This window comes from Nonomuraea cavernae (assembly GCF_014646355.1).
In the GTDB taxonomy this organism is placed as follows: domain Bacteria; phylum Actinomycetota; class Actinomycetes; order Streptosporangiales; family Streptosporangiaceae; genus Nonomuraea; species Nonomuraea cavernae.
This window is the reverse complement of sequence record NZ_BMNH01000016.1, coordinates 26,590-52,444: the sequence shown is the minus strand read 5'-3', so window position 1 is coordinate 52,444 and position 25,855 is coordinate 26,590. Positions and strand designations below refer to the sequence as shown.

21 protein-coding genes are annotated in these 25,855 nt (G+C 72.4%); 13 read left to right on the top strand and 8 right to left on the bottom strand.

Annotation, left to right across the window (positions count from 1 at the left end):
* The first annotated feature begins 63 nt into the window (after positions 1-63).
* Genes IEY82_RS23950 through IEY82_RS23930 form a run of 5 tightly spaced genes read left to right on the top strand, consistent with a single transcriptional unit; the run spans position 64 to position 6,365 of the window.
* Positions 64-696 (top strand): GntR family transcriptional regulator, encoded by a 633-nt coding sequence (locus IEY82_RS23950; protein WP_189126446.1) that lies wholly within the window; start codon positions 64-66, stop codon positions 694-696.
* On the top strand, positions 693-1,889 hold the full coding sequence (locus tag IEY82_RS23945) for a CaiB/BaiF CoA transferase family protein (RefSeq protein ID WP_189126445.1): 1,197 nt from the start codon (positions 693-695) through the stop codon (positions 1,887-1,889). Before IEY82_RS23950 ends, IEY82_RS23945 begins: the two co-directional genes overlap by 4 nt.
* Positions 1,890-1,906: 17 nt before the next feature.
* Positions 1,907-3,925, top strand: a complete 2,019-nt coding sequence (locus IEY82_RS23940) for a hydantoinase/oxoprolinase family protein (RefSeq protein ID WP_189126444.1) — start codon at positions 1,907-1,909, stop codon at positions 3,923-3,925.
* Entirely contained in the window at positions 3,922-5,766 is a 1,845-nt protein-coding gene (locus IEY82_RS23935; protein ID WP_225263140.1) for a hydantoinase B/oxoprolinase family protein, read from the top strand. Before IEY82_RS23940 ends, IEY82_RS23935 begins: the two co-directional genes overlap by 4 nt.
* Entirely contained in the window at positions 5,763-6,365 is a 603-nt protein-coding gene (locus tag IEY82_RS23930) for an isochorismatase family protein (RefSeq protein WP_189126443.1), read from the top strand. The genes IEY82_RS23935 and IEY82_RS23930 overlap by 4 nt, the downstream gene beginning before the upstream one ends.
* Before the next feature lie 70 nt (positions 6,366-6,435).
* On the opposite strand, the gene IEY82_RS23925 is transcribed toward IEY82_RS23930, so the two are convergent.
* The gene (locus IEY82_RS23925) at positions 6,436-7,473 is read right to left on the bottom strand and encodes a PP2C family protein-serine/threonine phosphatase (protein ID WP_189126442.1); all 1,038 of its coding nucleotides are present in this window, start codon (positions 7,471-7,473) and stop codon (positions 6,436-6,438) included.
* A gap of 435 nt (positions 7,474-7,908) precedes the next feature.
* Here IEY82_RS23925 and IEY82_RS23920 point away from each other — a divergent pair, with 435 nt between their 5' ends.
* The 6 genes from IEY82_RS23920 to IEY82_RS23905 all read left to right on the top strand — a co-directional run bounded on the left by IEY82_RS23920 (position 7,909) and on the right by IEY82_RS23905 (position 14,681).
* A complete protein-coding gene (locus IEY82_RS23920) occupies positions 7,909-9,597 on the top strand; it encodes an endo-1,4-beta-xylanase (RefSeq protein ID WP_225263141.1) in 1,689 nt (562 codons plus the stop codon).
* A gap of 217 nt (positions 9,598-9,814) precedes the next feature.
* Entirely contained in the window at positions 9,815-10,192 is a 378-nt protein-coding gene (locus tag IEY82_RS39335; RefSeq protein WP_225263143.1) for a VOC family protein, read from the top strand.
* A 24-nt stretch (positions 10,193-10,216) separates the two neighbouring features.
* Complete coding sequence (locus tag IEY82_RS39330) at positions 10,217-10,588, top strand: VOC family protein (RefSeq protein ID WP_225263145.1); 372 nt, start codon at positions 10,217-10,219, stop codon at positions 10,586-10,588.
* 254 nt (positions 10,589-10,842) lie between these two features.
* Positions 10,843-11,238 carry a DUF6355 family natural product biosynthesis protein gene (locus IEY82_RS39325; RefSeq protein ID WP_225263147.1) on the top strand — a complete coding sequence of 132 codons (396 nt, stop codon included), beginning with the start codon at positions 10,843-10,845 and terminating at the stop codon, positions 11,236-11,238.
* Between the two features lie 55 nt (positions 11,239-11,293).
* The gene (locus tag IEY82_RS23910; RefSeq protein WP_225263148.1) at positions 11,294-14,335 is read left to right on the top strand and encodes an AfsR/SARP family transcriptional regulator; all 3,042 of its coding nucleotides are present in this window, start codon (positions 11,294-11,296) and stop codon (positions 14,333-14,335) included.
* Positions 14,304-14,681 (top strand): hypothetical protein, encoded by a 378-nt coding sequence (locus tag IEY82_RS23905; protein ID WP_189126441.1) that lies wholly within the window; start codon positions 14,304-14,306, stop codon positions 14,679-14,681. Before IEY82_RS23910 ends, IEY82_RS23905 begins: the two co-directional genes overlap by 32 nt.
* Positions 14,682-14,875: 194 nt before the next feature.
* Here the strand turns inward: IEY82_RS23905 and nirD are convergent, their stop codons facing one another.
* The 7 genes from nirD to IEY82_RS23870 form a co-directional block, all read right to left on the bottom strand.
* Positions 14,876-15,214: a nitrite reductase small subunit NirD gene (nirD, locus tag IEY82_RS23900; protein ID WP_189126440.1), complete on the bottom strand. Its 339-nt coding sequence runs from the start codon at positions 15,212-15,214 to the stop codon at positions 14,876-14,878.
* Positions 15,211-17,640 (bottom strand): nitrite reductase large subunit NirB, encoded by a 2,430-nt coding sequence (gene nirB, locus IEY82_RS23895; RefSeq protein ID WP_189126439.1) that lies wholly within the window; start codon positions 17,638-17,640, stop codon positions 15,211-15,213. The genes nirD and nirB overlap by 4 nt, the downstream gene beginning before the upstream one ends.
* Positions 17,641-17,675: 35 nt before the next feature.
* Complete coding sequence (locus IEY82_RS23890) at positions 17,676-19,070, bottom strand: FAD-dependent oxidoreductase (protein ID WP_189126438.1); 1,395 nt, start codon at positions 19,068-19,070, stop codon at positions 17,676-17,678.
* Positions 19,067-21,076 (bottom strand): molybdopterin oxidoreductase family protein, encoded by a 2,010-nt coding sequence (locus IEY82_RS23885; protein WP_372459722.1) that lies wholly within the window; start codon positions 21,074-21,076, stop codon positions 19,067-19,069. Before IEY82_RS23885 ends, IEY82_RS23890 begins: the two co-directional genes overlap by 4 nt.
* Before the next feature lie 113 nt (positions 21,077-21,189).
* Positions 21,190-22,500, bottom strand: a complete 1,311-nt coding sequence (locus IEY82_RS23880) for an MFS transporter (protein WP_189126437.1) — start codon at positions 22,498-22,500, stop codon at positions 21,190-21,192.
* Between the two features lie 168 nt (positions 22,501-22,668).
* Complete coding sequence (locus IEY82_RS23875) at positions 22,669-23,481, bottom strand: SAM-dependent methyltransferase (RefSeq protein ID WP_189126436.1); 813 nt, start codon at positions 23,479-23,481, stop codon at positions 22,669-22,671.
* 74 nt (positions 23,482-23,555) lie between these two features.
* Positions 23,556-23,780 carry a hypothetical protein gene (locus tag IEY82_RS23870; protein ID WP_189126435.1) on the bottom strand — a complete coding sequence of 75 codons (225 nt, stop codon included), beginning with the start codon at positions 23,778-23,780 and terminating at the stop codon, positions 23,556-23,558.
* A gap of 279 nt (positions 23,781-24,059) precedes the next feature.
* Between IEY82_RS23870 and IEY82_RS23865 the strand changes: the two genes are divergently transcribed.
* Both IEY82_RS23865 and IEY82_RS23860 read left to right on the top strand, forming a co-directional pair.
* Positions 24,060-24,956, top strand: a complete 897-nt coding sequence (locus IEY82_RS23865; RefSeq protein WP_189126546.1) for an ATP-binding cassette domain-containing protein — start codon at positions 24,060-24,062, stop codon at positions 24,954-24,956.
* A complete protein-coding gene (locus IEY82_RS23860) occupies positions 24,953-25,852 on the top strand; it encodes an ABC transporter permease (protein WP_189126434.1) in 900 nt (299 codons plus the stop codon). Before IEY82_RS23865 ends, IEY82_RS23860 begins: the two co-directional genes overlap by 4 nt.
* Positions 25,853-25,855 lie beyond the last annotated feature (3 nt).

The following is a 25,855-nucleotide window of genomic DNA, read 5'->3' as shown; positions in this document are numbered from 1 at the left end:
ACCCCTTGTCCAAATGGTGCGATTACGCCAAGATACTCGCATCCCAACCGAGGAGTTGTATACATGTCGGCTGTCGACGAGCTCAGAAGCCTCATCCTGGCGGGACAGTACGCCCCGGGTGACCGGCTGGGCGAGGTCGAGCTGGCCGAGGTGCTGGGCGTCAGCCGCACTCCGGTGCGCGAGGCGCTGCGCCGGCTGGAGGCCGAGGGGCTCGTCGAGCTCGTCGCCAACAAGGGCGCCCGGGTGGTGGCCTACCCCGGCCGGGACCTGGAGACGATCTTCGAGCTCCGGGCGCGCGTCGAGGGGCTGGCCGCGCGCCAGGCCGCCCTCACCGCGAGCCCGGACGACGTCGCCCGCCTGCACGAGGTGGCCGTCGACCTGCGCGACCACGCCGAGCGGGGCGAGCTCGACGCCGTCTACCGGCTCAACTCCGAGTTCCACCAGAGCCTGGTCCGGCTCGGCGGCAGCCCCCTGCTGGGCCAGTCGATCAGCTCGCTGATCCACTCTTCCGTTCTGCTGCGCACGTACGGCTCGTTCGACGAGGACGCGATGCGGCGCAGCGTCAACCACCATCTGGAGATCGCCGCCGCCGTGCGCGCCGGCGACCCCGAATGGGCCGAGGCGGTCATGAGGGCCCACCTGTTCTCGGCCCGAGCGTCGTTGCTGGGCCCCCGATATCAGGAGAGAACCACATGAGAGGACTCCCGCTCGGCGACATTCGAGTGGTCGAACTGGGGCAGTTGCTCGCGGGACCCTTCTGCGGCCAGCTCCTCGGCGACTTCGGCGCCGAGGTGATCAAGGTGGAGGACCCCGGCAAGGGCGATCCCATGCGCCAGTGGGGCAGGGAGAAGCCCCACGGCAAGTCCCTCTGGTGGCCGGTCGTGGCCCGCAACAAGAAGTCGGTCACCTGCGACCTGCGCACCACCGAGGGCCAGGACCTGGTGCGGCGCCTGGTCGAGCAGGCCGACGTGCTGCTCGAGAACTTCCGGCCCGGCACGCTGGAGCGCTGGGGCATGTCGCCCGAGCGGCTGCACGAGCTGAACCCCAGGCTGGTGATCACCCGGGTGACCGGCTTCGGTCAGACCGGCCCGTACGCGCCGCGCGCCGGCTACGGCTCGATCGGCGAGGCGATGGGCGGCATCCGCTACGTGACCGGCGACCCCGGCCAGCCGCCGTCGCGCGCCGGGATCTCCCTGGGCGACTCGCTGGCCGCCACCTACGCCTGCGTCGGCACCCTGGTCGCGCTGCACGAACGCGAGAACAGCGGCCAGGGCCAGGTCGTCGACTCGGCGATCTACGAGGCCGTGCTGGCCATGATGGAGTCGCTGCTGCCGGAGTGGCAGCAGGCCGGCTACCAGCGCGAACGCACCGGCCCGGTGCTGCCGAACGTGGCGCCCAGCAACGTCTACCCCACCAAGGACGGCGACAGCATCCTCATCGCCGCCAACCAGGACAGCGTGTTCGCCCGCCTGGCGGCCGCCATGGGCCGCCCGGAGCTGGCCGGCGACGAGCGCTACGCCACCCACGGCGCCCGCGGCGCCAACATGGGCGAGCTCGACCACCTGATCGGCGGATGGACGGCGCAGCTGCCCGCCGATGAGCTGCTCGACCACCTGCACGCGAGCGGCGTGCCTGCGGGGCGGATCTACCGCGCCCCGGACATGTTCGCCGACCCGCACTTCGCCGCCCGCGAGGCCATCATCAAGGTCCAGCATCCCGACTTCGGCGAGCTGGCCATGCAGAACGTCGCGCCGAAGCTGTCGGCCACCCCCGGCGCGGTCAGGACGGCAGGCCCGGCGCTGGGCGAGCACAACCAGGAGATCTACCACGGACTACTCGGCCTCACCCCCGAGGAGATTGACCGGCTGTCGGCCGGCGGAATCATCTAGCAACAAGGAGCGTCGCCATGCGTTACCGCCTCGGCGTGGATGTCGGAGGGACTTTCACCGACATCCTGCTCATCGACGAGCACTCCGGGCGCAGCTATCGCGCCAAGACCGCATCAACCCCCCACGACCAGTCCGTCGGCGTGCTCGCCGGTCTCGAGAAGGCCTGCGCCCAGGCGGGCGTGACCCCCTCCGAGATCGGCGAGATCCTGCACGGCACCACGGTCGCCACCAACGCCATCCTGGAGGGCAAGGGCGCCAGGGTCGGCCTGGTCACCACCGCCGGGTTCCGGCAGGTGCTCCAGATCGCCCGGTCCTACGTGCCGGGCGGCCTGGCCGGCTGGATCATCTGGCCCAAACCCGAACCGCTCGCCGCCCTGGAGGACACCGTCGAGGCGGTCGAGCGGGTCGCCGCCGACGGCTCGATCGTCACCCCGCTCGACGAGGACGACCTGCGGGTCAAACTGCGCCGGCTGCGCGGCGTCGAGGCGCTCGCGGTCTGCCTGATCCACTCGTACGCCGACGACACCCACGAGCGGGCGGTGGCGAAGCTCGCGGCCGAGGAGCTGCCCGGAGTCCCGATCTCACTCTCCTCGGCGGTGCTGCCCGAGCTGCGCGAGTACGAGCGCGCCATCACGACCGTGGCCAACGCCTACGTCCAGCCGCAGGTCGCCCGCTACGTCGACAACCTGGCGGCCAAGACCGCCGACGGCGGCGTGGACGGCCAGCTCTACATCCTGCGCAGCGACGGCGGCCTGTCCTCGGCCGCGAGCGCCGCGGAGAGCCCGGTCAACCTGCTGCTGTCCGGCCCGGCCGGCGGCGTGGCGGGCGCGACCTGGTTCGCCGAGCAGGCCGGGTTCGACGACTTCCTGACCTTCGACATGGGCGGCACGTCCACCGACGTGGCGCTCGTGGAGGGCCTGCGCCCGCGGATCGGCCGGGAGACCCGGATCGGCGACCTGATCGTCCGCTCCGCGTCGGTGGACGTACGGACGGTCGGCGCGGGCGGCGGCTCCATCGCGCACGTTCCCGAGCTGACCCGCGCGCTGCGGGTCGGACCGCAGTCGGCGGGCGCCGTGCCCGGCCCCGCCGCCTACGGCCGGGGCGGCGAGGAGCCCACGGTGACCGACGCCAACGTGGTGCTCGGCTACCTGCCCTCGCGCCTGGCCGGCGGCGAGATCGAGCTCGACCGGGAACGGTCCAGGGAGGCGGTGCGCAAGCTGGCCGAGGCCATGGGCCTGCCGTCGGTGGAGGCCGCCGCGCAGGGCATCGTGGACATCGTCAACGAGAACATGTTCGGCGCGCTGCGCCTCGTCTCCATCCAGCAGGGCTACGACCCGCGCGACTTCGCGCTCGTCGCCTTCGGCGGAGCGGGCCCGCTGCACGCCAACGCCCTCGGCAGGCTGACCGGCTCGTGGCCGGTCATCATCCCGCCCTCACCCGGGGTCCTCTGCGCGTACGGCGACGCCACCACCAGCCTGCGCGACGAGGCGGCCCGCACCTACATCCGCCGCTTCTCCCAGCTCACCGACGCCGAGCTGAGGCAGCTCCTGACCGAGCTGGCCGAGACCGCCACCCGCGACCTCGGCTCCGACGTGGACGAGGTCGTCTACCAGGTGGACGTCCGCTATCACGGCCAGGGCTTCGAGATCCCGATCACCCTCGACCTCGACACCGGCCTGGAGGCGCTCGGCAAGCGGTTCGACGCCGAGCACGAGCGGCTCTTCTCCTTCCTGCTGAGCAACGAGCACGAGCTCGTCAGCGCCAGGGCGATGGTCAGCGGCCCGCGCCCGAACGTCCAGCCGGTCCGGCTGGAGCAGGCGGACACCGACCCCGAGCCGGTCGGCAGCCACGACGTCTGGATCGACGGAGGCTGGACCACCGCCGCCGAGTACGACCGGACGGCGCTGCGCGCGGGAGCGGTGATCACCGGCCCCGCGATCGTCGCCGAGATGGACTCCACCACGCTGATCCTGCCCGGGCACGCCGCCCGCGTGCACGAGAGCGGCTGCCTGCTGATCCGCCCCCTGGAGGCATGATGGCCCAGATCATCGAGACCGCGACGGAGCCGCTCGCCCGCGTCGCCGTCGATCCCATCACGCTCGACATCGTCGAGAACGCCCTGCGCAACGCCCGCTACGAGATGGACGAGGTGCTGTTCCGCACCGCGCTGTCGCCCGGCATCCGCGAGCAGCACGACGAGTTCCCGCTGATCGGCGACCCGACCGGGCGCATGGTCGTGGGCCAGTTCGGCCTGTCCATCCCCGCGCTGCTCGACCGGTTCGACGGGACCATCGAGGAGGGCGACGTGCTGCTCACCTCCGACCCCTACTCCTGCGACGGCGCCATCAGCCACGCCAACGACTGGCTGGTCGTCATGCCCATCTACGTCGACGGCCGGGTCGTCGGATGGTCGTCGATGTTCGGCCACATGTCCGACGTCGGCGGCAAGACCGCCTGCTCGATGCCGACCGACGCGCGCACCATCTACGAGGAGGGCGTGGTCATCCCGCCCTTCAAGCTCTACTCCAAGGGCGTGCTCAACGAGGCCGCGCTGGGCATCATCCTCAACCAGGTGCGCCAGCCCGACTGGAACCGGGCCGACCTCAACGGCATCGTGGCCGCCTGCCGCACCGCGTCCCGGCGGATCCAGGAGCTGTGCGCCCGTTTCGGCGCCGACACCTACACCTCCGCCCTCGACGCGCTGCTGCAGCGCAACTACGACGCGATGAAGGTGCTGCTCGCCACCCTCTTCGAGGACGGCGAGACGCTCACCTTCTCCGACTACATCTGCGACGACGGCCGGGGCAACGGGCCGTACAAGCTGACGCTGTCGCTGACCCGCACCGGCGAGAAGGTGCTGCTCGACTTCTCGGGCAGCGACCCGCAGGCCGAGGGGCCGATCAGTTACTTCCTGAACGAGAACCTCGCCAGGATGTTCTTCGGCATCTACCTGATCACCGTGGCCGACCCGCAGATCCTGTGGAACGACGGCTTCTACCCGCTGGTGGACGTGCACATCCCCGAGGGCAGCTTCTGGAAGCCGCGCTTCCCGGCCGCGCTCAACGGCCGCAACCACGGCATCGGCCGGCTGTTCGACCTGTTCGGCGGGCTGCTCGGGCAGAAGACGCCCGACCTGCTCAACGCCGCCGGCTTCTCCTCCTCACCCCACTTCATGTACGCGGGGGAGGGGTTCCAGCTCTACTCCATCGGCTTCGGCGGCATCCCCGGCAGGCCGATCGGCGACGGCCCCGACGGGCACTCGCTGTGGCCGTCGTTCACCAACATCCCGTGCGAGTTCCTGGAGTCGTACTATCCGCTGCGGATCGAGCGGTGGGAGACGGTCGCCGACACCGGAGGCGCCGGCCTGCACCGGGGCGGCAACGGCGTGGACGTCGCCTACCGCTTCCTGAAGCCGGGCACGATCGCCATCCACGACGACCGCTGGCTCACCTACCCGTGGGGTGTCAACGGCGGCGAGCCCGGAGCGCGCGGCCGCAAGTGGATCGAGCGGGCCGACGGCGGCGTCGAGATCCTGCCGAGCAAGGTGCACGACGTCGAGGTGCGTCCGGGCGATCTGCTGCACTTCGTCACCTGGGGCGGCGGCGGGTGGGGCGACCCGCTGGCCCGCGACCCCGAACTGGTCGCCCTGGAGGTCAGGCGCGGCCTGGTGACCGCCGACGGGGCGCGCCGCTTCGGGGTGGTGTGCGCCGCCGACGGCACGCTCGACGCCGAGGCCACGGCCGAGCTGCGCGAGCGGCTGCGCGCGGACCGGGGCGAGCTGCCGGTGTTCGACATGGGCCCGCCGCTGGAGGAGCTCCTCGCCCGCTGCGAGGACGAGACCGGCCTGCCCGCTCCGACGCCGCCGGCGCGCGTGTGACCAGGCCCCACGAGGAGGTGTTCGGGCGCTCGCTGGAGTTCGGCGAGCGCCCGGCGCTCATCCTCATCGACCTGATGCGGGCCTACTTCGAGCCGGGCGCCGAGCTGTACATGGGCTCGCGCGACTGTCTCGACTCGGCGGCCCGCGTGCTGTCCGCCGCCCGCGCGGCCGGCGTGCCGGTCGTGCACACCCGGGTGGCGTTCGGGCCGGGCGGCGTCGACGGCGGGCTGTTCTTCCGCAAGGTGGCGCCGTTGCGTCACCTGGTCGGCGACGGGCCGCTCGGCGAGCTGATGCCGGAGGTCGCGCCGGAGCCGGGCGAGCTGGTGATCGTCAAACAGTACGCCAGCGCGTTCTTCGGCACCTCGCTCGCCTCGACGCTGACCGCGCTGCGGGTCGACACGCTGGTCATCGCCGGGGTGTCCACCAGCGGGTGCGTGCGGGCGACGGCCGTGGACGGCATCCAGCACGGGTTCGCGCCGATCGTGGTGCGGCAGGCCGTCGGGGACCGTGACCCGGCGCCGCACCAGGCCAACCTCTTCGACATCCAGGCGAAGTACGGGGAGGTGTGGGACGAGCCCGACGTGATCGCCAGGCTTTGACCCCCGTCCCGCGCCCCCGGCCGGTGACCGCCGGCCGGAGGCACGGCTGGGGATCGCCTGGCTGGGCCCGTCAGTTGCGGCGTAGGAGCAGCATCGCCGCGTCGTCGAGCAGCGGGCCGCCCGCGTGCGCGAGCAGGTCGCCCCGCACCGCGTCGAGCGCGGTCTGGGGGTCGTCCTCCTTCAGCAGCACGCGGGCCCGCTCGGTCAGCGGGTAGAAGGTGCCGTCGCGGTCGCGCGCCTCGATGACGCCGTCGGTGTAGAAGAGGATCTGGTCGCCCTCGCCGAAGGCGACCCGGTGCGGCTTGGTCCGCTCGGTGTTGAGCGAGCCGAGGCCGAGTGGCAGGGCCGCCTCCGGCGGCTCGGCCAGGCTGACCCGCCCGTCGGGGGAGATCAGCAGGGGCGCCGGGTGGCCGCAGTTGACCAGGGAGATCTCGTCGTCGTGCACCTCCGCGACGATCGCGGTGACGAACTGCTCGCCGCCCAGGTGCCTGGTCAGGCTCACCTCCAGCCGCTCGCCGATGTCGGCGAGGTCGGCCTCGTCGTACGCGGCCTCGCGGAAGGCCCCCAGCACCCAGGCCGCGGTCTCGACGGCGGACAGGCCCTTGCCCTGGACGTCGCCGACCAGCAGCCGCACGCCGTGCGGAGTGGTGACGACTTCGTACAGGTCGCCGCCGATCCGCGCCTCGGCCGCGGCGGAGGTGTAGGACAGGGCCACCCGCAGGTCGCCCGCCCGGCGAGGCACGGGGCGCAGCAGCACCCGCTGGGCCGCCTCGGCGACCCGCCGCACGTTGGCCAGCTCGCGCTCGCGCTTGAGCCGCAGATGGCTGGCCACCATGCTGGCCGCGGTCACGCTGACGATCGTGGCGATCGTCAGGTTGTTCTGCCAGGTGAGCAGCAGGTCGAAGTGGTAGGCGAGAGGAACGCAGATGGCCAGCGCCGCCACGCCGACCATCGCGGTGCGGCGGACGCTGCCCGACACGGAGGCGAACGTCGGGCCCAGCGTGAGCAACGGCAGGAAGCCCAGGGCCGGCCCGGCGAGCAGGTCGGTCAGCGCCACAGCGAGCATGACGGCGAACGGCAACCAGCGCAGTGCCTGCTGCGACCTCATCCGGCGCTCCCCGACGCGGCGTGCGGTGTCTCTCGTGCCGCCAGCACTGTCCTCCCCCGTGCGCCGATCAAAGGCCATCGCGGGGGCGACGGCCGAACAGTCAATATGGGTCTCGCGTGGGCGCCGGGGGGCAGGCGGACGTCATCCTCTCAGCTTCCGCACCGCCTCGCACCCCCGACGAGGTCCGATTCCCGAGCTCTATTCTGCACAACACAAGATCTCCTAGGAAGTGCGCGAGGCGGCCACCGCCCGGGATCACGGCGGCAGGCGGGCGTTGAAAATTTCATGGATCAGCCGATAATTTCAGTGCTCCAACTGCGGAGACGAGGTCGATCGTGAGCCGGCATTGACCGGCCTTCCAGCGGGTCAATAGCGTCCGGGAGGATCCCTGAGGGATAGAAACTTTCGGAACGCTGCCCCGGAGGTGGAAGGCCCGTGTCACCGTCCCCGCTCATCACCCCGCCGGTCCGGATCAGGACCTTCGCGGCGGTCGCCCTGCTCGGGCTGCTCGCCGTGTTCCTCCTGCCCAGCGCCCCGGCCGACGCCTCGGCGCCGCTGCGCCAGCACGCCGCCTCCCGGGGCAAGTTCGTCGGCGCCGCGCTCGCCGCCTCCCCGCTGGCGAACGAGGCCGCGTACCGGACCATCGCGGCCACCGAGTTCAACCAGGTCACCGCCGAGAACGCGATGAAGTGGGAAGCCACCGAGCCCAGCCAGGGCCAGTTCACCTTCGGCGGCGCTGACGCCCTCGTCAACTTCGCCACCCAGAACGACCAGCAGGTGCATGGCCACACGCTCGTCTGGCACAGCCAGACCCCCGGCTGGGTGCAGAGCCTCGGCGCCACCGCCATGCGCTCGGCGATGCAGAACCACATCAGCCAGGTCGTCGGCCGCTACGCGAACAACCCGGCCGTGGTCTCGTGGGACGTGGTCAACGAGGTCTTCGACGACAACGGCAACCTGCGCACCTCGTTCTGGTACAACACGCTGGGCCAGAGCTACATCGCCGACGCCTTCCGGGCCGCCCGCGCCGCCGACCCCGACGCCCGGCTGTGCATCAACGACTACAACGTCGAGGGCGTCAACGCCAAGAGCACCGCGATGTACGACCTGGTGCGGTCGCTGCGGCAGCAGGGCGTGCCGGTCGACTGCGTGGGCTTCCAGGGGCACCTCGCCATCCAGTACGGCTTCCCGGCCCAGGTGCGGCAGAACATGCAGCGCTTCGCCGACCTCGGCGTGCAGGTCAGGGTCACCGAACTGGACGTGCGCATGACCCTGCCGAGAGACACCGCCAAGGACGCCACGCAGGCCACCTACTACCGCGACGTGGTCGACGCCTGCCTCGCGGTCAACGCCTGCGCCGGGGTGACCGTCTGGGGCTTCACCGACAAGTACTCGTGGGTGCCCGAGACCTTCCCCGGACAGGGCGCCGCGCTCCTCTACGACGAGAGCTACCAGCGGAAGCCCGCGTACACGGCGGTCCACGACGCGCTCGCGGGCGGCGCGAGCCCCGACACCACCCCGCCGACCACCCCCGGCGCGCCGTCGGCGAGCGGTGTCACCGCCGGCTCGGCCACGCTGACGTGGACGGCGTCCACCGACTCCGGGGGCAGTGGCCTGGCCGGCTACGACGTCTACCGCGAGCAGGGCGCCACCGACCCCGTGCTCGGGCGGAGCGGCACCAACTCGATCACCCTGACCGGGCTCAGCGCCGCCACCCAGTACCAGGTGTACGTGCGGGCGCGGGACGGCGCGGGCAACCTGTCCGGCAACTCCGCCACGGTCACCTTCACCACCACGACCGGAGGCGGCGGCGGGCCGTGCTCGGCCACCGCGACCGTGCAGACCCAGTGGAACAACGGGTACGTGGTGCAGCCGGTGACGGTCGCCAACACCGGCACCTCGACGCTGGCCGGCTGGACCGTCACCTTCACCCTGCCCGCCGGCCACAGCCTGACCGGCTCCTGGAACGCCACCCTGACCACCAGCGGGCAGACGGTCACCGCCCGGAGCATGGGCTACAACGGCACCCTCGCGCCCGCCGCGAGCACGAGCTTCGGCTTCCAGGCCGCCCGTCCCTCCGGCGACACCCAGACGCCGTCCGGCTACACCTGCGCTTCCCCCTGAACGTCTCCTTTGACGATCTCCCCTGACGTACGCCACCGACGTGCGCCACCGATGGCGCCACCGATGGCGCCACGGACGTACGCACGGACGACGAGGCACGGCATCGGTGGATGCCGTGCCTCGTGCAGGTTTTCGAAAAATTTCCCTCTCGGGCGATGAGTCTCGGGCCGCTCGCAGGTCTGGACGGGTAACAACACCACGATTCCGGGAGGAAACCATGAAGCGTCCCAGCCTGGACAGCATCCTGCTCGCGAGCACCGACCCCGAGCGGCTGCGCGCGTGGTACGCCGCCGCGCTGGACCCCGAGGAGAACACCGACGTCGACGGCTACGGCGTCCTCAAGTTCGGCGGCTTCCACCTGCTCATCGACAGCCGCGGCGACATCTCCGACAAGAACCCGGAGCCCGGGCGGATGGTCCTCAACTTCGACGTGGCCGACGCCCGTGCCGTGGTCGCGCGGCTGGAGACGCTGGGCGTGACCTGGCTGGCCGAGCTGGAGGACCGCCACGGCAGCCAGTTCGCCACGGCCATCGACCCCGACGGCAACTACGTGCAGATCATCCAGCTGAGCGACGAGCATCGCGCGGCGATGTGACCACGGAACACCAAGGAGAAGATCATGTTCGGTTCGACGAAGGCGTTCAGCGGGTTCGCCGTGGACGACCTCGACGCGGCCAGGGCGTTCTACGGGGAGACGCTCGGCCTCGACGTGACGGAGGAGCACGACCTGCTGACGCTGCGCCTCGCGGGGGGCCGCGACGTCCTGGTCTACCCCAAACCCGATCACACCCCCGCCACGTACACGATTCTCAACTTCCCGGTGGACGACATCGAGAAGACCGTGGACGAGCTGGTGCGGCGCGGGGTCCGGTTCGAGCGCTACCCGCAGATGGAAGCTGATGACAGGGGCATCTTCCGTGGCGGGGGTCCGCTCATCGCCTGGTTCACCGATCCGGCGGGCAACATCCTGTCCGTCCTGCAGGAGCAGTAGGCCGCTCCTGCGGGGAGCGGCGGGCCGCGGTCCTGCGGGGGTGGTGGGCCAGGAGAGCACATGGGTGTCCGCTGCCCGGGCCCATGCCGTGTGACCGGGAAGTGACCGGCCCGTCAGCGGTCCTGAGCATCCTTCGAAAGGCCGGGCTCGCCGCCCGCGCCGCCGGCGACGGGGACGCCGGCGGACGGCGTGGCGATCCGCCCGGCGTCCAGGTCACCGCGATCCCGCGGTGCGTATCGAAGGAGCGGACACCAGTGAATCGATCTCGACTGGGCGAGAGCGCCAGGACCATGACCCGCGCGACCGGCCGCCGGTGGGCCCTGACGGCCGCGACCGTCAGGGCGGCCGGGCTCCGGCGGGCTCTGACGGCCGGGGCCGTGCTGGCCGGCGCCGTCGCGCTCGGCGGAGCGCCCGCCGCCGCCACGACGGGCGCCGTCGCGGCGAAGGAGGCGGCCACGAGCGCCGTCGCGTGCGGCCTCTACCGCGATGAGGACGCCGCGTTGTACAAGAACTGCACCGGCGGCGGGGAGAACATCTTCGTCACCTACATCTGGTCCGCCAACACCTACTACTGCGTGCCGGCCGGCGAGACCAAGCACCTGGGCCGCTGGAGCAACGTCTTCCGGGTCTACAACCGAGGCGGCTGCTAGCGCGGGCACCTTGGCCGGCGCCATACCCACCGTTGCCTTCTGGTTACAATCAGTTGTGCGCGGTGGGGGTTTCGAGTTCAAGGTTCTGGGGCCGATCGAGGTGCTGCGCGAGGGCGCCCGGCTGACCGTCCGGGCGCCCAAGCTGCGGATCCTGCTCGCCTCGTTACTTCTCGACGCCGGGCGGGTCGTCACCGTCGAGACACTGGCGGAGCGCCTGTGGGGAGACGACCCGCCCGACGGCGCTCGCAACACCCTGCAGAACTACGTCCTGCGGCTGCGCCGCCTGCTCGGCGGCGCGGCGGAGCACGTCCCCCTGGTGACCCGTCCCCAGGGCTACCTGATCGAGCCGGCGCCAGGCGCGCTCGATCTGCACCGGTTCGACGCCCTGGTGAGGCGGGCGAGGACGGCCGCCACCGCCGACGAGATGGGGCAGGCGTCCGCGCTGCTGGAGGAGGCGTTGCTGCTGTGGCGGGGGGAGGCGCTCTCGGACGTTCCGTCGGAGGTGCTACGCCGAGACGTCGCGCCCGTGCTCCACGAGCGCCGGCTGGACGCGATCGAGCTGCGCGTCGAGGCCGATCTGGCTCTGGGCAGGCACGAGAGCCTGGTCGCGGAGCTGCACGAGCTGACCACGGCGCATCCGCTGAGGGAGCGGTTCTGGGCGCAGCGGATGGTGGCGCTCTACCGGTCCGGCCGTCAGGGCGACGCCCTGCGATGCCACCGGACGGTCCGGGATCTGCTGGCCGAGGAGCTCGGCGTCGATCCCGGCGCGGAGCTCCGCGAGCTGCACCAGCGGATCCTGACCGCCGACCCGGCGCTGCTGTGCACGAGGGCGCCCGGCGACCGGGGCAACCTGCCGGCGGAGGTGACGACGTTCGTCGGCCGCGAACGGCAGCTCGCCGAGGTCGGGCGGCTCCTGGCGGCCAACCGCCTGGTCACGCTCACCGGTGTGGGAGGCGTGGGCAAGACCAGGCTGGCGCTGCGGGCCGGCGCGGAGCTGTGCGGCGGGTTTCCCGACGGCGTGTGGCTGTCCGACCTCACCTCGCTGGCCGAGCCCCGACTGCTCGACCAGATCGTGGCGGAGGTCTTCGGCATCCGCGACCAGTCGGCGCGCCGCACCGTGGACATCCTGGTCGAGCACCTGCGCGACAAGCGGCTGCTGCTGGTGCTCGACAACTGCGAGCACGTGGCCGGCGCGGTCGCGGCGCTGGTCGACGTCCTCCTGAGGGCCTGCCCCGGCCTGCGGGTGCTGACCACCAGCAGACACCGGCTCGGGCTGCAGAGCGAGCACTCCCTGCTGGTGCCCCCGCTAGCGCTCCCGCCGGCGACCGCCACCGGCGCCTGCCGGCCGCTCACCGGCTACGACGCGGTCTCGCTGCTGGCCGCCCGCGCGGCGGCCTCGGCCCCGGGCTTCCGCGTCACGCCGGGCAACGAGGAGTCCGTCGCCCAGCTGTGCAGGCGTCTCGACGGCATCCCGCTGGCGATCGAGCTGGCGGCGGTCAGGCTGGGCACGCTCTCCGTCGAGGAGATCCTGGAACGCCTCGACCACCGGCCCCAGCTGCTGGCCACCACCAACCCCCACGTCACGCCCCGCCACCACCAGACCCTCCATGACGTGATCACCTGGAGCCACGGCCTGTGCACCGAGCCCGAGCGGCTGCTGTGGGCGCGGCTCTCGGTCTTCTCCGGCGGGTTCGACCTGGAGGCGGCCGAGGAGGTGTGCCACGGCCCCGGCCTGCCCCGGGCCGACATCCTGGATCTGCTGGCCGGCCTGGTGCACAAGTCGATCCTGATCGTGAGCGCCGGTGGCCGCCGGACGCGCTACCGGCTGCTGGAGACGATCCGCCAGTACGGCCGGCGGCGCCTGGCCGACCTCGGCCTGCACGACGCGGTACGGCTCCGCCACCGTGACCACTACCAGCGGCTGGCCGCCCGCGCCGCGACCGGCTGGTGCGGTCCCGACGAGGTCGAATGGCTGTCGACGCTGCGGCGCGAGCTGCCCAACCTGCGGGCCGCCCTGCGCTTCTGCCTCACCCGGCCGGGCCAGGCGGGTCACGGGCTGGAGATCGCCGTCAACCTGACCCGGACCCGGATCTGGTTCTTCAGCAGCACCATCGGTGAGGGGCGCCTCTGGCTGGAGCAGATGTGCGCGGCCCCTTCCTCGGCCCCTTCCTCGGCCCCTTCCTCGGCCCCTTCCTCGGCCCCTTCCTCGGCCCCTTCCTCGGCCCCTTCCTCGGCCCCTTCCGTGTCCCCTTCCGTGTCCCCTTCCGTGTCCCCTTCCGTGTTCCCTTCCGTGTCCCCTTCCGTGCCCTCGGAGCCGCGGCGCGAGGCGGCCGCCGCCCTCCTCGTGTGGATCGCGCTCTGCCAGGGTGACCAGGAGGCGGCCGGGGTGTTCCTGGCCCGGTGCCGAGCCCCGAGCGTCCGGCCGTCCGGCGGCGACCTGTCGCCGGTCGCCGCCTACATCGAGGGCGCCCACGCACTGCTCGTGCACGGCAGCGACCGCGCCATCGCGCTGCTCGCCCGGGCGCGCACGGCGTTCCGTCACGCCGGAGCGCAGGGCGACGCCCACATGGCGACCATGATGTGGGCGATGGCCTGCGCCTTCCTCGGCGACCGCGCCACCGCGCTCGACGCCGGCGCCGCCTATCTCGCCGAGGCCGAGGAGAGCGGGGGAGCCTGGGCCTGCACGTGGGCGCTGTGGACCCACGGGCTCACCGAGCTGCGGCACGGTGACCCCGACAGGTCCACCGGTCTGTTCCGCGAGGCCCTGCGCCGCCAGTACGACATCGACGATCGCTGGGGGCCCGTGTGGGGTCTCGAGTCACTCGCCTGGGCCGTCGCCGCCACCGGCCGGCACGTCCACGCCGCCGAGCTCCTCGGCAGCGCGTACGCCCTCCGGCAGGTCACCGGGGTGGCGCTGATCGGGCTGCGCCCCTTCCACGACGCCCACGTCGCGGCCGTACGGCTGACGCGCGAGGTCCTCGGGGAGCAGGCCTACGAGGCCGCCTTCGAACGAGGGAGCCAGGTGGACGACATCCTCACGTTCGCGACCACGCGGCAGCAGGGTGATGACGAACCCCCTCGACCGGCCGGTGCGTGACCCGCTCGCCACGCTTGGCGACCCCCACTCCCTGTGTCATGGTGAGCGCAGAGAGTTCACTTCCCCCTGTGAGGTCGATGTGGGCAAGAAGAAGCGCGAGTACGGTGTGATCGCGGAGATGGCCGGAACCCTCGCCAAGGTCGCGCCGCCGGTGATCGGAGCGCACACTCCGCATCCGGTAGCCGGTGCTCTGGCGGGAGCCGCGATAACCGCGAAGTACGGCGACAAGATCGAGAAGGTGGTGAAGGACGTCACCCAGGATCTCGTGGACCACTCCAACAAGGAGTGGGAGAAGCTCACCCCCGAAGATCTCCGGCAGATCGCCATCACCCAGCAGCTCTACTAGGGCACCACCTGGTCCTGGCGTGAGCGGGGGTGCCCGGCCGTTCCGGTCGCGCAGCCTCTCACGCCTAATCGGTCACAGCCCTCCTCCGGTGTCACACGGGGGAGGGTCACCATCCGCACCTGCCCGTCCAACAGCAGCGGCGCAGTTCAGGCGATTCCGCAAGCAGCTGGTCGTGGGTCTGTCAGGCACATCCGTCACAGGCCACTGCAATCACGCCGCACCTCCACCCGGCCGCCGCAGACCCGCGTCGCGTAGGTCGGCACCACCACCTCCGGCTGGTCCAGGCAGACGCCGGTGACCAGCGAGAACACCTGCTTGTGCAGAGGCGAGGCCACGGTCGGCTCATCCTCCCTGCTGCCGACGATGCCACGCGAGAGCACCTGGGCCCCGCTGAACGGGTCCAGGTTGCCGATCGCGCGCACCGAGCCGTCGAAGACGCGGAACACGGCCACCTGCCGGCCGTCCACCAGCGCGCACACGCCACGCTCGGGCAGCAGGAGGCCGTAGTCGCACACCGGAACCCAGGAACTCATCGGACCACCGCCGGCTTGATCTGGTCGCGTTCCCGCTCGAACACGATCGACGGGTCGGGGACGCCCGGCGCGTTGACGAAGCTGACGAAGCGGCTCAGCTTCTCGGGGTCCTCGATGGTCGCCCGCCACTCGTCCTCGTAGCCGGCGACGTGTTGCCGCATCCGTTCGTCCAGCTCGGCGCACAGGCCCAGCGAGTCGTGGACGATCACCTGGCGGACGTGCTCCAGGCCGCCCTCGATCGACTCTATCCAGGCGGCGGTGCGCTGCAGCCGGTCGGCCGTGCGGATGTAGTACATGAGGAACCGGTCGATGGTCGTGACCAGCTCGCCGGTGGTCAGGTCGGCGGCGAACAGGTCGGCGTGCCGCGGCCGGAACCCGCCGTTGCCGCCGACGTACAGGTTCCAGCCCTGCTCGGTGGCGATGATCCCGAAGTCCTTGGAACGGGCCTCCGCGCACTCGCGGGCGCAGCCGGACACGGCCGACTTGAGCTTGTGCGGCGCCCGCAGGCCGCGGTAGCGCAGCTCCAGGGCGATGGCCAGGCCGACCGAGTCCTGCACGCCGTAGCGGCACCAGGTGGAGCCGACGCACGACTTCACCGTGCGCAGCGCCTTGCCGTAGGCGTGCCCGGACTCGAAGCCGGCCTCGACGAGCCGCCGCCAGATCTCCGGCAACTGTTCGACCCGGGCGCCCAGCAGGTCGATCCGCTGCCCGCCGGTGATCTTGGTGTAGAGGCCGAAGTCGCGGGCCACCTCACCGAGCACGATCAGCCGGTCCGGCGTGATCTCACCGCCCGGGACGCGCGGCACGACCGAGTAGGTGCCGTTCTTCTGGATGTTGGCCAGGAAGTGGTCGTTGGTGTCCTGCAGCGCGGCCCGTTCCCCGTCGAGCACGTGCCCGTTGTGCAGCGAGGCCAGGATGGAGGCGACCGCGGGCTTGCACACGTCGCAGCCCCGGCCTCGCCCGTGGGCGGCGATCAGCTCCGAGAACGTGCCGATGCCACGCACCCGGACGATGTCGAACAACTCCGCCCTGGAGTGGGCGAAGTGCTCGCACAGCGCCGTGCCCAGCTCGACGCCCGACGTCTCCAGCAACCGCCGCAGCATGGGCACGCAACTGCCGCAGGCGCTGCCCGCCCGGGTGCACGTCTTGACGCCCGCGACGTCGGTGAGGCCCTCGTCCGCGATGGCGGTGCGGATCCGGCCCGCGCTGACGTTGTTGCACGAGCACACCTGCGCGTCGCCGGGCAGCTCCAGGTCCGCGCCGGCGCCGCTGAACAGCAGGTCCGACGGCGGCGCGGGCAGCGGCTTGCCGACGAACGGGCGCAGCGTGCCGTACGGCGAGGCGTCGCCGACGCAGATGCCGCCGAGCAGCGTCCGGGCGTCGTCGCTGATGAACAGCCGCTTGTAGACGCCGCCCACCGGGTCGGTGTAGGTGACGTCGAGCGCCCCCTCCATGGCGCCGAACTGCGCCACTTCGACCCCGAGCAGCTTCAGCCTGGTCGACAGGTCGGCCCCGTCGAAGGTGGCGGCCCCGCCCAGCACGCGGTCGGCGGCCACCTCGGCCATGGTGAAGCACGGCCCGGCCAGGCCGTACACCAGGCCGCCCGCCAGCGCGCACTCGCCGATCGCGTAGATCGCCGGGTCGGACGTGCGCATGCCCGCGTCCACCACGACGCCGCCCCGCTCGCCCACCTCCAGCCCGCACCCTCGGGCCAGCTCGTCACGCGGCCGGATCCCGGCGGAGAAGACGACGAGCTGCGCGTCGATCAGCGTGCCGTCCGGTTCGCGCAGCCCGGTCACGCCGCCCGCCTCACCGGTGACGATCTCCTGGACGCCCGCGCCCGTGTGCACGCTCAGCCCGAGGGCCTCGATGTGCCGCCGCAGCACCGCCCCGCCGCCCTCGTCGACCTGCCGCGGCATCAGCCAGGGGCCCATCTCGACGATGTGGGTGCGCAGACCCAGCCCGCGCAGCGCGTCGGCGGCCTCCAGGCCGAGCAGCCCGCCGCCGACCACGACGCCCTCCGTCGCGTCCTTGGCCGCCGTCCTGATCGCGTCGAGGTCGTCGATCGTCCGGTAGACGAACGCGTGCTCGGCCCCCGGCACCGGCGGCACGAACGGCGCCGACCCGGTCGCCAGCACCAGCACGTCGTACGGCTCCGCCGACCCGTCGGCCAGCGTGACCGTGCGGCCCGCCCGGTCGATCCCGGTGACGCGCACGCCCAGCCGGGTCACCGCCCCGGCGGGCGCCGGATAGCTGAGCTCCTCGACGCCGGTCCCCGACAGGTAGGAGGTCAGCGCGACCCGGTCGTAGGCCGGCCGGGGCTCCTCCCCGATCACCGTGATCCGGCCGCCGAAGCCCCGCTCCAGCAGGGTCTCGACGAACCGGTGGGCGGTGGGGCCGTAGCCCGCGACGACGATCCTGGTCATGTGACCTCCTACGCCGATGAGCTCGCTCCGTCCGGTCACGCCGGCACTCCTTCCTGCTCGCACAGCCAGCCGACGAGGCCGGCCACGGCGTCGCGGCAGCTTCCGCAGCCGGTCGTGGCCCTGGTGCCGGCCGCTATGCCCGGCACGTCGCGGGCGCCGGCCTCCCAGCACGCCCGGATCTCACCCTTGGTCACGTTGTTGCACTGGCACACCTTGGCCGCGTCGGGCATCAGCGTCGGGCTGTCGGCGACCGGCGCGGCCGACAGGCCCGGGAACAGCAGCCCGGCCCGATCACCCGGCACCGGCCCGCCCCGGTCGAACAGCTGGGTGAGCGTGCCGACCGCGTCGCTCTCGCCCAGCAGGATCGCGCCCACCAGCCGGCCGTCCCGGATGACCAGCTTGCGGTAGGTGCCACGGGCCCGGTGGCTGAAGCGCACCACCTCGGCGTGTTCCTCGGTGAGCTGGGTCTCGCCCATCGCGGCCAGCTCCACGCTCGTCGCCTTCAGCCTGGTCACCAGCCGCGAACCCCGGTAGAGCAGCTTGCCGCCGGTGATGACGGCGGCGGCCACGGCCGCCTGCTCCCACGCGGGCGCGACCAGGCCGTACACGGTGCCGTCGTGCTCGGCGCACTCACCGATGGCGAAGATCGCCGGGTCGTCGGTGCGCAGCTCGTCGTCCACCACGACGCCCCGCCGCACCTCCAGGCCCGCGTCGGCGGCCAGACCGGTCACCGGCCGGACCCCGCAGGCCAGCACCACCAGGTCGCCTTCGACCAGTTCGCCGCCCGCCAGCCGGACGCCCTCCTCCAGCACCGCCTCGGCGGCCACGCCGGTGCGGGTCTCGACGCCCAGCCCGGCCAGCGTCTCGCCGAGGACCTCTCCCGCCTCGACGTCGAGCTGCCGTTCCATCAGATGGCCGGCCAGGTGCAGCAGCGTCACGGGCAGGCCGCGCCCGGCCAGCCCGCGGGCCGCCTCGACGCCGAGCAGCCCGCCGCCGATCACCACGGCCCGGCGGCTCCGCTCCGCCGCCGCGAGGATGCGCCGGCAGTCGCCGAGCGTCCGGAACGGGATCGCCCGCTCCACGCCGGGGATCGGCGGCACGACCGCCTCGCTGCCGGTCGCCAGGACCAGCACGTCGTACGGCTCGCGCCGCCCGTCCGCCGTCAGCACCGTCCGGGTGTCCCGGTCGATCAGCTCGACCGGGCTGCCGAACACCGCCCGCACCCGGTGCGTGCCGTACCAGGAGGGGTCGAGCAGCCGTACCTGCTCGGGCCGGGTGTTTCCGGCGAGCACGTTCGACAGCAGCACCCGGTTGTACGGCGGGCACGTCTCCGCGCCGAGCACCGTGACGTCGATCCGCGGATCGCGCGCCCGCACCTCGCTCACCAGCCGCGAGCCGGCCATGCCGTTGCCCACCACGACGAGCCTCATGTGACCCTCTCCACCCTGACCGCGCAGACCTTGAACTCCGGCATCCGGGACGTGGGGTCGAGCGCCGGGTTGGTCAGCCGGTTGGCCCCCTCCCAGTGGAACGGCATGAACACCGTGTCCCGCCGGATCGCGTCGCTGATCCGGGCCACGACCTGCTCCTCGCCCCGCCGGCCGCGGACCCGCACCAGGTCGCCGGCGACGATCCCCAACTGCTCGGCGAGGTCGGGATGGAGCTCGACGTACGGCTCGGGCACGGCCTCGGCCAGCGGCCCGATCCTGCGCGTCTGCGCGCCGCTCTGGTAGTGGGCGAGCACCCGCCCGGTGGTCAGATGGACGGGGTAGTCGTCGTCGGTCTCCTCGGCGGGCGGCCGGTGCTCGACGGGCACGAACCTGGCCCGGCCGTCGGGCGTGGCGAACCCGTCGAGGAACGGGCGCGGCGTGCCGGGATGGCCGGGCGCGGGACAGGGCCAGAACACGCCCTTCTCCTCCTCGATCCGTTCGTAGGTGATGCCGGAGTAGTCGGCGGGACCGCCCGCGCCGGCCCGGCGCAGCTCGTCGAACACCTCGCGCGGATCGGCCGCGAACCGGTGGCCGAACCGCGCGGCCAGCCCCTGGACGACCTCCAGGTCGGTGCGGACGTCCGGGGGCGGCGCGACGGCGCGGCGGCGCAGCAGCACCCGTCCTTCCAGGTTGGTCATCGTGCCGGTCTCCTCGGCCCACTGCGTCACAGGGAACACCACCTCGGCCAGCGCGGCGGTCTCCGACAGCACCACGTCGGCCACCACCAGCAGGTCGAGCGCGCCGAGCCGGCCCGTCACGTGCGCCGAGCGGGGCGCGGACACCACGGGGTTGGAGCCGAACACCAGCAGCGCCCGCGGCCCGGCCGGCGTGCCGAGCGCGTCCAGCAGCTCGTACGCCGAGCGTCCGGCCCCCGGCAGGTCGCCGGGGTCCACGCCCCACACCGCGGCGACGTGCTCGCGGGCCGCCGGATCGTCGATGCTGCGGTAGCCGGGCAGCTGGTCGGCCTTCTGGCCGTGCTCCCGGCCGCCCTGCCCGTTGCCCTGCCCGGTCAGGCAGCCGTAGCCGGAGCCGTGCCGGCCGGGCAGGCCCAGCGCCAGCGCCAGGTTGATGTACGCGGTGACCGTGTCGGTGCCCTTGGCGTGCTGCTCGGCGCCCCGGCCGGTGAGCACCACCGCCCGGCGGGCCGCCGCCAGGGCGCGTACGGCCTGCCGCATCCGGGGGACCGGCACCCCGGTGATCCGCTCGATCCGCTCCGGCCACCACGACGCGAGCGAGGTGCGCACCTCGTCGAACCCGGCGGTCCGTTCGGCCACGTACGGCTCGTCCACCAGCCCTTCGGCGACGGCCAGGTGCAGCAGGCCGAGCGCGAGCGCGAGGTCGGTGCCGGGCGCGGGCTGCAGGTGCAGCCAGGCCGGCCGCGCCGTCGGCGTGCGGCGCGGGTCGACGACGATGAGCCGCTCGGCCGGCAGGTGGCGGACGAACGGCGGCATGGTCTCGGCGACGTTGGCCCCGGCCAGCAGCACCACGTCGGCCTCGGCCAGGTCCGTGATCGGGAACGGCAGCCCGCGGTCCATGCCGAACGCCCTGATCGAGGCGGCCGCGGCCGACGACATGCAGAAGCGGCCGTTGTAGTCGATCTGGCTGGTGCCGAGCACCACCCGGGCCAGCTTGCCGAGCTGGTAGGCCTTCTCGTTGGTGAGCCCGCCGCCGCCGAACACGGCCACGGCGTCGGGGCCGTGTTCGGCGCGGATCGCGGACAGCCGGGCCGCCACGTGGTCGAGCGCCCGCTCCCACGAGGCCGGCCGGCCGTACAGGAGGGGGGTGGTCAGCCGCTCGCCGTTGGTCAGCAGCTCGGCCGCGGTCCAGCCCTTCTGGCAGAGCGCGCCGGCCGCGTTGGCCGGGATGTCGGTCCGGGGGGCGATGGAGAGGTCGGCGCCGATCGTCATCCCGCACTGCAGGGCGCAGTAGGGGCAGTGGGTCGCCACCGGGCCGGTCGCGGGTCCGACCGCGAGGCCGGTCGCGAGGCCGATCCCGAGGCTGATCGCGGGGCTGGTCGAGGGGGCTGTCACGGGAGGTTTCACGGGAGGTGTCACGCCCCTCACACTCGGGCGTGGGCGAGGCTGGCCACGCGGGAGACGCCCACGGTGCGCACGTAGCACCCCCAGGTCAGGGCGAAGCACGCCAGGTAGAAGACGCCGAACGCGGCGAACGCCGTCGCCGGGCCGCCGGTCGCCGCGAACGACATGCCGAACGCCCGGTTGATGAGGAAGCCGCCGAGCGCGCCGACCGCCGAGATGATGCCGATCGCCGCGGCGGCCTGACGCTTGCCGTGCAGCAGCGCCTCCTCGCTCTCGCCGCGCTCGGCCACCGCCTTGGCCTGGAAGATCGCCGGGATCATCCGGTAGGTGGACCCGTTGCCGATGCCCGCCGTGAGGAACAGCGTCAGAAAGGCCAGGAAGAACAGCCAGAACGCGCCCGAGGCGCTGCCCAGCCAGACCAGCGCCACGCCGGCGCCCATGGCGGCGAAGTTCCACAGCGTCACCGGCGCCCCGCCGAGCCGGTCGGCCAGCCAGCCGCCGACCGGCCTGATCAGCGAGCCGGCCAGCGGGCCGACGAACGCCACGGCCGCCCACGGCGAGCCGGGGAACAGGCTCTTGCTCAGCAGCGGGAACGCCGTCGAGTAGCCGATGAACGAGCCGAACGTGCCGATGTAGAGGAACGACATGATCCACGTCTGGGCCCGCCCGGCCACCGCCAGCTGCTCACGCGAGCTCGTCCGGGCGCTGGTCAGGTTGTCCATGAAGAACCACGCGCAGGCCGCGGCCAGCACCACCAGCGGCACCCAGAACCAGCCCGCCGCCGCCAGCCCGAACCCGCCGATCACCAGCGGCATGACCAGCTGCACCGAGCTGACCCCGATGTTGCCTCCGGCGGCGTTCAGTCCGAGCGCCACGCCCTGCTGGGAGCGCGGGTAGAAGTAGGTGATGTTGGCCATGCTGGAGGCGAAGTTGCCGCCGCCGACCCCGGCCAGCGCCGCGATCAGCAGGAACATCCAGTACGGCGTGCCCGGGTCGCTGACCGCCACCCCCAGCAGCACGGCGGGGACGAGCAGCAGCAACGCGCTGACCGTGGTGAAGTCGCGTCCGCCGAACCGGGCCGGCCCGAACGTGTAGGGCACGCGCAGCGCCGCCCCGATCAGGTTGGGCAGCGCCACCAGCCAGAACAGCTGGTCGGTGGAGAAGTCGTAGGCGCCCATCTGGGCGGCCACGACGCTCCACAGCGTCCAGACCGTGAAACCGAGATGCTCGGCGAAGATCGAGAAGATCAGGTTGCGCCGGGCGATCCTCTTGCCTGTCGTCTCCCAGAAGGTCTCGTCGTCGGGGTGCCACTCGTCGAGCCAGCGCGCCATCGTGCCCTCCTACGCTCCGCTTCAGGACCGTGAGCGTAGGAAGGGCCGGTTACGCGCACTGACGCCGCGTGGCCGTGCCCCCGTTACCGGTGACGCACCGCTGTAACGAGCGACACACATGCATCACAGGGGAAACACACCCGTAAAGAACGGGTTGTGAGAACTCCTCTAGCGCTTGCGTCCCACTCCCGCGTAGACGGCGGTGGGGCGGTCGGGGATCGGGCCCTCCGGCCGCCAGCCGTGGACCTTCTCCACCCCGGGTTCGACCAGCTCGAAGCCGTCGAACAGGCGGATGATCTCCTCACGGGTGCGCATCGTCATGGTCGCCGAGGCCCGGTTGTAGACCCCCAGGGTGCGCTCCATGGCCTCCGGCGTGAGCAGGTCGCTGCTGACGTGCGAGACGACGAGGTAACTTCCCGGGGCGGCGGCGTCGGCGATCCGCTTGACCAGGTCGTACGGCTGCTCGCTGTCCTTGACGAACATCATGATGGCGACCAGCAGGATGGCGATCGGCCGGTCGAGGTCGATGGTGTCGAGGAGCCGCGGGTGGGTCAGGATCGAGTCGGGCTCGCGCAGGTCGGCCTGGATGAAGGTGGTCGCGCCCTCGTCCGTGCTGCTCATCAGGGCTCGGGCGTGCGCCATGACCATGGGGTCGTTGTCGACGTACACGATGCGCGCCGCCGGGTCGGCGGCCTGCGCGACCTCATGGGTGTTGCCCTGGGTGGGGATGCCGGTGCCGATGTCGAGGAACTGGGTGACGCCGCCCGCGACGATGTGGCGTACGGCCCTGCCGAGGAAGGCGCGGTTCTCCCTCGCCGTCTCGCGCACCTCGGGCACAGCGGCGATCACCTGCTCGGCCGCCATCCGGTCGGACTCGAAGTTGTCCTTGCCGCCGAGCCAGTAGTCGTAGATGCGGGCTGGATGCGGAACCGCCGGGTTGATCTCTGTGAGAGGGAGATGGGGATCGCGTTCCTGGGGCATGCGGGTGATCATAACGGACGGCGAACCTGGACGGACCGCCAGAAAAGGTGCGTCACGCAGGGCCGTCCGGGCCGTTACGGCGAACGGTCAGTGGCGATGATCAAGACGACGCCGAGGACGGCCAGAGCCAGGTTCGCGAAGAGCGGGTGCGCGGCCAGGAGATCGACCCGGGGGATGACCACGCGGTTGAAGAAGTTGAGGATCGCGCCCATGAAGGGCTGCATCAGGAGATGGTCGATGGCGCCGCTGACGCCCTGCAGGAGCATGACGAATCCGGTGAACTGGATGGCTTTCCGCATGATCAGGACAGTACGGATGCGCCGCCCCGTCCAGAATCGGTCCTCGGCCTGCGGGCCACCCTACTTCGGTAGCCGGAACCACCGACCAAAGTAGGGGGCCGGATGAAAGCCCGTGGCGGCGGGCGGGATGGCCGGATGAACGTGGTGGTGCTGTCCGACACGCACGCGCCCCAGGGCAGGCTGCGGCCGGGCTCGTCCGGCATGGTGCGGGAAACCGCCATCGGAGTCGGCGGATCGCCCCCATGGCGGGCGGAGGGCCGGGTTCCTAGCGTGGACGACGTGATCAGCCTTGACCGACTCGGCAAACGCTATGGCGACCGGATGGCCGTCGACGGCCTGACGCTCCGGCTCAGGACCGGCGCCGTCACCGGCTTCCTCGGCCCGAACGGCGCCGGCAAGTCCACCACGATGCGCATGATCCTCGGGCTCGACCGCCCGACCGAGGGCCGCGCGCTGATCGGCGGCCGGCCGTACCACGAGCTGGCGAACCCGCTCCGGACGGTGGGCGCCACTCTGGACGCGCGAGCGGTGCACCCGGGCCGCTCCGTCCGCGCGCACCTGCTCGCGCTGGCCCGCGCCAGCGGCATCGGCCGGGCCCGGGTGGCCGAGGTGCTGGAGATGGTCGGCCTCGACGCCGTCGCCGGGAAGCGGGCGGGGACGCTGTCGCTGGGGATGAGCCAGCGGGCCGGCATCGCGGGCGCGCTGCTCGGCGATCCCGAGGTGCTGATGTTCGACGAGCCCGTCAACGGGCTCGACCCCGACGGCGTGCGCTGGGTGCGCCGGCTGATGCGCTCGCTGGCGGCCGAGGGGCGGACGGTGTTCGTCGCCAGTCACCTGATGAGCGAGATGCAGCTCACGGCCGACCACCTGGTGGTGATCGGGAAGGGGCGGCTGATCGTGGACGCGCCCCTGAAGGAGGTGCTGGCGGCCGGCGCGGTGCTGGTCCGCAGCCCGCACGCGGGCGACCTCGCGCTGCTGCTGGCCGCCGAGGGCGTCGCCGTCGAGCGGCGGGCCGAGAACGAACTGGTCGCCACCGGCGCGCCGATCGAGCGGATCGGCGACCTGGCGCACGAGGCCGGGATCCGCCTGCACGAGCTGAGCGCGCGCGAGGCGTCCCTCGAACAGGCCTACCAGGAACTGACCGCGAACAGCGTCGAGTACGGGAGCGCACGATGAACGAGGCGGGGATCGAGGAGACGGTGTCGCCCCCGGCGCCCCCGGCGCCTCCGGCCTCGGCGGGCTTGCGGGAGGGCGCGCGGGCGGGCGCGCGGGCGGGCGTGGTGGTCGCGGTGTCACGGGGCATGGCGGCGGAGTGGGGGAAGTTGTGGTCGGTGCGTTCGACCTGGTGGTGCGTGGCGGGCACGGTCGCGCTGACCGTCCTGGCCGCGCTCACGCTCGGCGGCTCGCGGGTGACGGAGCTGCTGCGCGACGGCGTCACGACGGTCCGCCTGCCCGCCACCGACGCGGCGATCTCGGCGATGGTGTTCGCCCAGCTCACCCTGGTCGCCCTGGCCATGCCCGCGATCACCTCGGAGTACGCGTCCGGCTCCATCCGGAGCACGCTGCGGGCCACCCCGATCAGGGGCCGGATGCTGGCCGCGAAGGCCCTGGTGGTCGCGCCGGCGGCGTTCGTGATCGGCGTGCTGTCGGGCGCGGCCGCGGCGGCCGCCGCCTACCTGGTGCTGTCGGCGCCAATCTTCGGCGGGCTCGTCACGCTGCCCGCCGGGCGCACCGCCGTGGACCTGCTGCGGCTCGGCGTGTTCTGCGCGCTGGTGTCGGTGCTGGCGCTCGGCCTCGGCGCCGCGTTGCGGAACGCGGCCGGCACGCTGACCGTGGTGTTCATGCTGCTGCTCGGGCTGCCGCTGCTGCTGCTCATGTCGGGCGCGCCGGTCGCGATGGAGCTGGCGCTGCGGCTGCCGATGTTCGCCGGGCTGGCGTTCATGGAGAGCGCCGACAACCCGACCGGCGGTCCGCTGCCCTACGGGTCGTGGGAGGGCCTGGCCTGGCTGGCCGGCTGGACGGCCGCGGGGCTGGCGGCCGGGCTGGCCGTGCTGCGCCGGCGCGATGCCTAGACT

Excerpts from the sequence above, each read along its gene's own strand:
- IEY82_RS23950 (WP_189126446.1), top strand. The coding sequence starts at position 64 with ATGTCGGCTGTCGACGAGCTCAGAAGCCTCATCCTGGCGGGACAGTAC.
- IEY82_RS23945 (WP_189126445.1), top strand. The coding sequence starts at position 693 with ATGAGAGGACTCCCGCTCGGCGACATTCGAGTGGTCGAACTGGGGCAG.
- IEY82_RS23940 (WP_189126444.1), top strand. The coding sequence starts at position 1,907 with ATGCGTTACCGCCTCGGCGTGGATGTCGGAGGGACTTTCACCGACATC.
- IEY82_RS23935 (WP_225263140.1), top strand. The coding sequence starts at position 3,922 with ATGATGGCCCAGATCATCGAGACCGCGACGGAGCCGCTCGCCCGCGTC.
- IEY82_RS23925 (WP_189126442.1), bottom strand. The coding sequence starts at position 7,473 with ATGAGGTCGCAGCAGGCACTGCGCTGGTTGCCGTTCGCCGTCATGCTC.
- IEY82_RS39335 (WP_225263143.1), top strand. The coding sequence starts at position 9,815 with ATGAAGCGTCCCAGCCTGGACAGCATCCTGCTCGCGAGCACCGACCCC.
- IEY82_RS39330 (WP_225263145.1), top strand. The coding sequence starts at position 10,217 with ATGTTCGGTTCGACGAAGGCGTTCAGCGGGTTCGCCGTGGACGACCTC.
- IEY82_RS23905 (WP_189126441.1), top strand. The coding sequence starts at position 14,304 with ATGACGAACCCCCTCGACCGGCCGGTGCGTGACCCGCTCGCCACGCTT.
- nirD (WP_189126440.1), bottom strand. The coding sequence starts at position 15,214 with ATGAGTTCCTGGGTTCCGGTGTGCGACTACGGCCTCCTGCTGCCCGAG.
- nirB (WP_189126439.1), bottom strand. The coding sequence starts at position 17,640 with ATGACCAGGATCGTCGTCGCGGGCTACGGCCCCACCGCCCACCGGTTC.
- IEY82_RS23890 (WP_189126438.1), bottom strand. The coding sequence starts at position 19,070 with ATGAGGCTCGTCGTGGTGGGCAACGGCATGGCCGGCTCGCGGCTGGTG.
- IEY82_RS23880 (WP_189126437.1), bottom strand. The coding sequence starts at position 22,500 with ATGGCGCGCTGGCTCGACGAGTGGCACCCCGACGACGAGACCTTCTGG.
- IEY82_RS23875 (WP_189126436.1), bottom strand. The coding sequence starts at position 23,481 with ATGCCCCAGGAACGCGATCCCCATCTCCCTCTCACAGAGATCAACCCG.
- IEY82_RS23870 (WP_189126435.1), bottom strand. The coding sequence starts at position 23,780 with ATGCGGAAAGCCATCCAGTTCACCGGATTCGTCATGCTCCTGCAGGGC.
- IEY82_RS23860 (WP_189126434.1), top strand. The coding sequence starts at position 24,953 with ATGAACGAGGCGGGGATCGAGGAGACGGTGTCGCCCCCGGCGCCCCCG.